General features: G+C 71.2%; 7 protein-coding genes. 2 read left to right on the plus strand and 5 right to left on the minus strand.

Going from position 1 to position 7,612, the window contains the following annotated elements:
- Positions 1 to 108 precede the first annotated feature (108 nt).
- Entirely contained in the window at positions 109 to 1,758 is a 1,650-nt protein-coding gene (locus LG632_RS28875; protein ID WP_226730750.1) for a threonine/serine exporter family protein, read from the plus strand.
- An 86-nt stretch (positions 1,759 to 1,844) separates the two neighbouring features.
- Here the strand turns inward: LG632_RS28875 and LG632_RS28880 are convergent, their stop codons facing one another.
- From LG632_RS28880 to LG632_RS28900, 5 genes are all read right to left on the minus strand, one after another.
- The gene (locus tag LG632_RS28880) at positions 1,845 to 2,543 is read right to left on the minus strand and encodes a DedA family protein (RefSeq protein WP_226730752.1); all 699 of its coding nucleotides are present in this window, start codon (positions 2,541 to 2,543) and stop codon (positions 1,845 to 1,847) included.
- 109 nt (positions 2,544 to 2,652) lie between these two features.
- Positions 2,653 to 3,411, minus strand: a complete 759-nt coding sequence (locus tag LG632_RS28885; RefSeq protein ID WP_226730754.1) for a MerR family transcriptional regulator — start codon at positions 3,409 to 3,411, stop codon at positions 2,653 to 2,655.
- 180 nt (positions 3,412 to 3,591) lie between these two features.
- Entirely contained in the window at positions 3,592 to 4,095 is a 504-nt protein-coding gene (locus LG632_RS28890) for a DinB family protein (RefSeq protein ID WP_226730756.1), read from the minus strand.
- Between the two features lie 107 nt (positions 4,096 to 4,202).
- On the minus strand, positions 4,203 to 5,660 hold the full coding sequence (locus LG632_RS28895) for an aldehyde dehydrogenase family protein (RefSeq protein WP_226730758.1): 1,458 nt from the start codon (positions 5,658 to 5,660) through the stop codon (positions 4,203 to 4,205).
- Between the two features lie 94 nt (positions 5,661 to 5,754).
- The gene (locus LG632_RS28900; RefSeq protein WP_226730759.1) at positions 5,755 to 6,633 is read right to left on the minus strand and encodes a Sco1979 family transcriptional regulator; all 879 of its coding nucleotides are present in this window, start codon (positions 6,631 to 6,633) and stop codon (positions 5,755 to 5,757) included.
- Between the two features lie 320 nt (positions 6,634 to 6,953).
- Between LG632_RS28900 and LG632_RS28905 the strand changes: the two genes are divergently transcribed.
- Positions 6,954 to 7,454 (plus strand): ATP-binding protein, encoded by a 501-nt coding sequence (locus LG632_RS28905; protein WP_226730761.1) that lies wholly within the window; start codon positions 6,954 to 6,956, stop codon positions 7,452 to 7,454.
- Positions 7,455 to 7,612: the final 158 nt, after the last annotated feature.

The raw sequence follows: 7,612 nt of genomic DNA on the forward strand, positions 1-7,612 counted from the left end.
GGGCGGGGGGGGGGGGGCGCCCCCCGGGGGGGGGCCCCCCCGCCCTGCTTTCGCCACGGATGAAACGGTTCCGCATACTGATACCCGGGTGCCAGGACGGGAGGATGCGTGGCGGCGGAAGCCGAAGGGCCCGAGGACCGGAAGCCGGGATCCGACGAGGCACGCAGCGCCTTCGCGCCGCCTCCGGGGATCGTGGAGCCCGAGGTCCCGGACGACGACCAGGCCACGTCGGAATTCGCCCTTCCGGCGGGCGCCGAAACGGCGGAGCCCGTGTCGGACGGCGGCTCCGCGTTCGCCCCGCCGAGCACCTACAGCGCCGCCGCCTCCCCGCCCGCGTACACGCCGGGCCAGGACTTCCCGTTCGCCCGGATGACGGAGTCGCCGTGGCAGGACCGCATGCGCACCATGCTGCGGATGCCCGTCGACGTCCGCCCGGTCCCCGAGGCGGTGCAGAAGCCGAGCGAGACCGGGCCCTCGGTGGGCCGCGTGCTCGACCTGACGCTGCGCATCGGCGAGCTGCTGCTGGCCGGCGGCGAGGGCGCCGAGGACGTCGAGGCCGCCATGTTCGCGGTGGCCCGCAGCTACGGGCTGGACCGGTGCGAGCCGACCGTCACCTTCACCCTGCTCTCGATCACCCACCAGCCCTCGCTGGTGGACGACCCGGTCTCGGCGAACCGGACCGTACGCCGCCGCGGCACCGACTACACCCGCCTGGCGGCCGTCTACCGGCTGGTGGCCGACATCAGCGCGCCCGACGTGGAGGTCTCCCTGGAGGAGGCCTACCGGCGCCTGGCCGAGATCCGCCGCAACCGGCACCCGTACCCGACCTGGGTCCTCACGGCCGCCGCCGGGGTCCTGGCGGGCGCGGCCTCCGTCCTGGTCGGCGGCGGCCTGCTGGTCTTCCTCGCGGCGGCCCTGGGAGCCGTGCTCGGCGACCGCCTGGCCTGGTACTGCGCCGGGCGCGGGCTGCCGGAGTTCTACCAGTTCGTGGTGGCGGCGATGCCGCCGGCCGCGATCGGCGTCGCGCTGAAGATCGCCGAGGTGGACCTGCGCGCCTCGGCGGTGATCACGGGCGGGCTGTTCGCGCTGCTGCCCGGGCGGGCCCTGGTCGCGGCCGTCCAGGACGGCCTGACCGGCTTCTACATCACCGCCTCGGCCCGGCTGCTGGAAGTCATGTACCTGTTCATCGGGATCGTCATCGGCGTCCTGCTGGTGGTGTGGGTCGGGCTCCAGCTGGACGCCGCGCCCGATCCCGACGACGTCCTGAAGATCCCGCCGCGGCCGCTGGTGCAGATCCTGGCCTCGATGGTGCTTGTCCTCACCTTCGCGATCCTGCTCCAGCAGGAGCGTTCGACGGTGTGGATCGTGACGCTCAACGGCGGGGTCGCCTGGGTGACGTACGGCGCCCTGACCGCGGGCGGGCTGCCGCAGGTGCCGTCCACCGCGGTGGCGGCCGGGCTGGTCGGCCTGTTCGGGCAGCTGCTCTCCCGCTACCGGTTCACCTCCGCCCTGCCGTACGTCACGGCCGCGATCGGGCCGCTGCTGCCCGGCTCGGCGACGTACTACGGGCTGCTGTCCATCGCCGAGGACCGGCTCGACGCGGGCCTGGCCTCGCTGACCAACGCGGCGGCGATCGCCCTGGCGATCGCGATCGGGGTGAACCTCGGCTCGGAGACCTCCCGGCTGTTCATCCGGGTGCCCGGCGCCGCCCGGGCGGCCAAGCAGCGGGCGGCGGCGAAACGGACGCGGGGCTTCTGACGCCCCTGTGGGGAGGCGTCACAAGCCCCGCGAGGAAAAAGTACGACGAACGGTCCGTGCGGCCCCCAGGGGCCCGCCGAGGCCCGCTAGCGCTTGGCGTGGCGGCCCCGCTGGGCCGGGGCCGCGGCGGCGTCCGCGCCGGCCGCGGCGCCCTCCGCCCCGGCCGGACGGGACTCCTTGCGGGCCTTGAGGACCTCGAAGACCACCGGGATCACGGAGATCAGCACGATCAGGACGAGGATGGCCTCGATGTTCTTGCCGATGAACTCGATCTGGCCGAGCCAGTAGCCGGCGACGGTGACACCCGCGCCCCAGCTGATGCCACCGATGACGTTGTACGTCAGGAAGGTGCGGTACTTCATCGCGCCGGCGCCGGCGACCATCGGGGCGAACGTGCGGATGATCGGCACGAACCGGGCCAGCACGATGGCCTTGGGGCCGTGCCGGTCCATGAACTCGTGCGCCTTGTCCAGGTTCTCCCGCTTGAAGACCTTGGACTTCGGCCGGTTGAACAGCTTCGGCCCGAAGAACTTGCCGATCATGTAGCCGACCTGGTCACCGATGATCGCGGCGGCCACGATCAGGGTGCACACCAGCCACAGCGGCTGCTTGATGTACTCGCCGTTGGCCACGAGCAGACCCGCCGTGAACAGCAGCGAGTCACCGGGCAGGAAGGCGAAGAGCCCGGACTCGGCGAAGACGATGACCAGGATTCCGACCAGGCCGAAATGCGAGATCAGGTAGTCCGGGGACAGCCACTCGGGGCCGAGCGCAAGGGTGTACAAGGTTCCGGGCTCCTGGATCGAGGTCGCGGCGGCGGCGGGCGGTGCGGTTCCCAATTATGAACGTGCCCGGGGCCCGGCCGGTTCCAGGGACCGGCCGGGCCCGGGCGGGCTAGGCCTTGCGGACCGCGTTGGCCACGATGGCGTCCCGGACGAACACGGCCAGACCGGGCCGGAACGCGTCGTAGGTGGCGGTGAACCGCTCGTCGGCCACGTACGTCTCGCCGAGACAGGTGTGCATCTCGTACGAGCAGGAGTAGTAGCTGCCGTCGATCCACAGCCGGTGTTCCTCGGCCAGGTCCATGGCGGCCTCCGAGTCGGCCGCGGCACCGGTGGCCATCAGCTCGGCGAACCGCCGGCAGATGTCGTTGTGCTGGTCCATCAGCCGCTTCCAGTCCTCCTTGGTGTAGGAGGCGGTGCGGCGCGCGGACTCCTTGTAGGCGTCCGTGTCGCCCCAGCGCTCGTGCACCTCGTCGGCGTACTGGTCGGGATCGTGGTCCCCGAAGACCTCGAACTTCTCCTCGGGGGTCAGGTTGACGCTCATCCTGCGTGCCTCCATCGCGCGCTCCACGGCGGCGGCCATCTCCGTCAGCCGGTCGATCCGGTCCGTGAGCAGGGCGTGCTGCTTGCGCAGGTGCTCCTGCGGGTCGGTGTCCGGGTCGTCCAGGAGGGCCGCCACCTCGTCGAGCGGAAAACCGAGCTCCCGGTAGAACAGGATCTGCTGCAGCCGGTCGAGGTCGCCGTCGTCGTAGCGCCGGTGACCCGCGGGGCTGCGGCCGCTCGGGCAGAGCAGGCCGATCTCGTCGTAGTGGTGCAGGGTCCGGACCGTCACATGGGCGAAACCGGCGACCTGTCCCACGGAGTAGCTCATCTTCTTCCGCTCCTTCGGTCGGTACGCCCTTCACTGTGGTCCCTCACGTGGCGTGAGGTGCAAGTGCGCAGGGCGTACCGACCGCGGCGGACGCGTGCCCGGAGCGACGGGGCGGGGGCGCGGGCGGGGGGCGGGGCGGCAGGGCGAGCGGCGGGGACCGGCGGGGCCGCCAGGGGTCCGTCAGCCCATCGCCTTGGTGCCGTCCAGGGACTCCCTGATCACGTCCGCGTGGCCGGCGTGCCGGGCGAACTCCTCCACCAGGTGGAGCAGCATCCAGCGCATCGAGACCTTGTGGTTCTCGGGGAACCAGGGCGCCGGCGGCAGCGGGAAGGTCTCGTCCAGGCTCGGCAGGTCGGCCACGAACTGCGCGAGCTCGGCGCTGATGCCCTCCCAGGCGGCCAGCACGGAGGGGATGGTCTCGCCCTCGAGCAGCTTGAAGCCGTTCAGGTGGGTCTCGACCGTGCTCTCGTACGGCTGCTGCTGGGCCATCCGCAGCCAGTTCCGCTCGACCTGCGCCGCGTGCTTGAGCAGCCCGGACAGGGACAGCTCGCTGGCGCTGTGCCGGCCGGCGGCCTGCTCCTCGCTCAGCCCCTCGACCGCCTGGCGCAGGGCCGCGCGCTGCGCCTCGACGAATGCGAGGAGAGTGCCGCGCTCGTCACCGAGGACTTCCTGGGAAATGGACATGTCCAACCGCCTTCTGCATGGGTGCTGTTGCCGCTTTCGACACGACCCACGCTACGAGCAATCGCGGTCAGATGCTGTCCTAGATGGGCCCGGTGGCGCGAGGAATTTCAGAAGGGGAAGTGGCTGCGGCCGTGCTGGACCGAGATCCACTTCTGCGTGGTGAAGGCCTCCACGGTCGCGAGGCCGTTCAGCCGGCCGAGCCCCGAGGCCTTCTCCCCGCCGAAGGCCGCCAGCGGCTCGTCGGCGATGGTGGAGTCGTTGACGTGGATCATCCCGGTCTCGACCCGCTCGGCGAACCGCACCCCGCGCTCGACGTCCTTGGTGTGCACCGCGCCGGACAGCCCGTAGGGGGTCGCGTTGGCCAGCCGGAGCGCGTCCTCCTCGCCGTCGAAGACGACCAGCAGGGCGACGGGGCCGAAGATCTCCTGGCCCAGCAGCGGGGAGTCGTCGGGGAGGTCGGTCAGGACGGTGGGCTCGACCAGGTTGCCGCGGGTGCGGCCGCGGACCAGGGCGCGCGCGCCGGACTCCACCGCGCGGTCGACCAGGGCGGTGAGGGCGTCGGCCTGGAAGGAGTTGATCAGCGGGCCGATGTGGGTGTCCGCCTCGCGCGGGTCGCCGGTGCGCAGCGAGCGGACCCGGGCGGTGAACTTCTCGGTGAACTCCTCGGCGACGGATCTGTCGACCAGGATGCGGTTGGCCGCCATGCAGACCTGGCCCTGGTAGACGAAGCGGCTGAAGACGGCCGCGTCCACGGCGTAGTCCACGTCGGCGTCGTCGAGGACGACCAGCGCGCTGTTGCCGCTCAGCTCCAGGACGGTCCGCTTGAAGTGGCGGGCGGCCACGGAGCCGACGTGCCGGCCGACGCGGTCGGAGCCGGCGAAGGAGATCACCTTGGGCACGGGGTGGGTCAGCAGCGCGTCGCCTATCTCGGCGATGTCGGTGACCAGCACGTTCAGCAGGCCGGCGGGCAGGCCCGCGTCCTCGAAGATCTTGGCGATGACGCCGCCGCCGACCACGGGCGCGTTCTGGTTGGGCTTGACCACGACCGCGTTGCCGAGGGCGAGCGCGGGGGCGACCGACTTCATGGTCACCAGGAACGGGAAGTTGAAGGGGCTGATCACGGCGACGACCCCGACGGGCAGCCGCTGGACCCGGTTCTCCTTGCCCTCGACCGGCGACGGCAGGATGCGGCCCTCGGGGCGGACGGCCAGCTGGACGGCCTCGCGCATGAACTCCTTGGCGAGGTGGATCTCGTACTCGGCCTTGGGACGCGTCCCGCCGAGCTCGTCGATCATCGCCTCGACGATCTCCTTCTCGCGCTCCTCCGTCAGTCGCAGGGCCCGCTCGAGGACCTGGCGTCTGACGTACGGGCCGGTGGCCGCCCACTCCGCCTGGGCGCGGGCGGCCGCCCGGTAGGCGCGGTCGACCTGGTCCACCGTGGCCACGGTGATGGCCGCCAGCTTCTCACCGTTGTACGGATTGACGTCGATGATGTCCCACGAACCGGTGCCGGCCACCCATTCGCCGTCGATGTACTGGTGAGCCAGGTCGTCGAATATGGACATGCCATCCCTTACTGCGAGCGCGCACGTTGCGCTGCACCGGTGACCATCCGATCAGTCGATGATGGGACTGATCCGACGTCATGGTACGTGCGATTCAAGACAGTTGGAGCAATCCCCGGAGAAGGTCCCGGGTCTGCCCCGGGTCCGGGCAGTCGTGCTGGAGGCGTTCCATCGCCCGGTCGTACTGCGCCACTTCCTCGGCCTTGTCCAGGTAGAGGGCACTGGTGAGCTGTTCCAGATAGACGATGTCCTGGAGGTCGGACTCGGGGAAGCGCAGCAGCGTGAACGCGCCGCTCTCGCCCGCGTGCCCGCCGAAGGAGAAGGGCATCACCTGCAGCTGCACGTTCGGCCGCTGCGAGATCTCGATGAGGTGCTCCAGCTGGCCGCGCATCACCGCGCGGTCGCCGTACGGGCGGCGCAGCGCCGCCTCGTCCAGGACGGCGTGGAAGACGGGCGCGTTCTCGCTGACGAGCACCTTCTGCCGCTCCAGGCGCAGGGCGACCCGCCGGTCGACCTCGGCGGCGCTGGCCGTGGGCATGCCCCGGCGGACGACCGCCTGGGCGTAGGCCTCGGTCTGCAGCAGTCCGTGGACGAACTGGACCTCGTAGATCCGGATCAGCGAGGCGGCGCCCTCCAGGCCGATGTACGTCTGGAACCAGCCGGGCAGCACGTCGCCGTAACTGTGCCACCAGCCCGCCGCGTTGGCCTCCCGGACCAGACCGAGCAGGGACTCCCGCTCGGCGCCGTCGGTGACGCCGTACAGCGTCAACAGGTCCTCGACGTCGCGTGCCTTGAAGCTCACCCTTCCCAACTCCAAGCGGCTGATCTTCGACTCGGATGCGCGGATCGAGTAGCCGGCCGCCTCGCGGGTGATGCCGCGGGACTCCCTCAGGCGCCTGAGTTGGGAGCCCAGGAGGATGCGGCGCACCACAGAACCGCTGGCTTCTGCGGTCACTAGTCCTGCCCTCCCCATCGGTGGATGCGTCGCGGGGCCCCCGTACCCCAGGGGCCGCAGTCTGCCACCAAAACGCAGCGGCCCGTACTCGTTCTGTAACGGAATCCAGCCTGCCGGAAAAGAAGTCCGTAAGTAAGCGTAGGAAGAAATGAGCAAGAACCGTCACGGGAGCGGACAGGTCCGGCGCGTGCACGTGCATCTGCCCTTGCATCTGACAACCGCATTCGGAACGATGGTGCCGCGCACCTGCGTGCTCTTTCGCGCCGGCGCCGGACCCACCCCGCAGTTCTTTCTGGACAGTGCCGCCGCTCCGTCCGCGAATCCCGGGAGTGCCTCGCATGGGGACGAATGGATCGACCGTGCTCGAGCCGTTACGGCAGGGTTTGCCCCCGGTCGACCCCACGGCTGTCTCCGGGTCCGCCTCCTGTGCCCTGCCCGCCCGCTACGAGGCCGTGCGCGGCGCCCGCTCGTTCACCCGGTCCACCCTGACCCAATGGGGCCTGGACGACCGTTTCGACGACGTCGCGCTGGTCGTCTCCGAGCTGGTCACCAACGCGCTGCGGCACGCCCTGCCGGACGAGGCCCGGCCGGTCGAGGAACCCCCGGTGCGGCTGCACCTGATGCGGTGGAGCACCCGGCTGGTGTGCGCCGTGCGGGACCCCAGCGAGGACCGGCCCGGCGGGGCCTTCTCGCCCGAGCGGACGGACGAGAACTGCGACGCGGAGTCCGGGCGGGGGCTCTTCCTGGTCGACTCCTACAGCGACAGCTGGGGCTGGCACCCCCTGGCGGGGCGCCTGACCGGGAAAGTGGTCTGGGCGCTGTTCCTGCTCCAGGACTGAATCGGCCGAAACACGGAACCGGCCGGGACCGATCGCTGCGATCGGTCCCGGCCGGTGCACGTGCACGGCTTGATCACGACGGTCCCGGGCGGCCGGCCGAGCGGCGGTCGACCGGCCGACCCGGCCCCCCGCCCCCCCCCCGCGGCCCGCACGGCCGG

The organism is Streptomyces antimicrobicus, assembly GCF_020532625.1.
Classification (GTDB): Bacteria; Actinomycetota; Actinomycetes; order Streptomycetales; family Streptomycetaceae; genus Streptomyces; species Streptomyces antimicrobicus.

Bases quoted from the DNA above. Each gene is read 5' to 3' on its own strand.
- LG632_RS28885 (WP_226730754.1), bottom strand. From the start codon at position 3,411: ATGAGCTACTCCGTGGGACAGGTCGCCGGTTTCGCCCATGTGACGGTC.
- LG632_RS28890 (WP_226730756.1), bottom strand. From the start codon at position 4,095: ATGTCCATTTCCCAGGAAGTCCTCGGTGACGAGCGCGGCACTCTCCTC.
- LG632_RS28895 (WP_226730758.1), bottom strand. From the start codon at position 5,660: ATGTCCATATTCGACGACCTGGCTCACCAGTACATCGACGGCGAATGG.
- LG632_RS28900 (WP_226730759.1), bottom strand. From the start codon at position 6,633: ATGGGGAGGGCAGGACTAGTGACCGCAGAAGCCAGCGGTTCTGTGGTG.
- LG632_RS28905 (WP_226730761.1), top strand. From the start codon at position 6,954: ATGGGGACGAATGGATCGACCGTGCTCGAGCCGTTACGGCAGGGTTTG.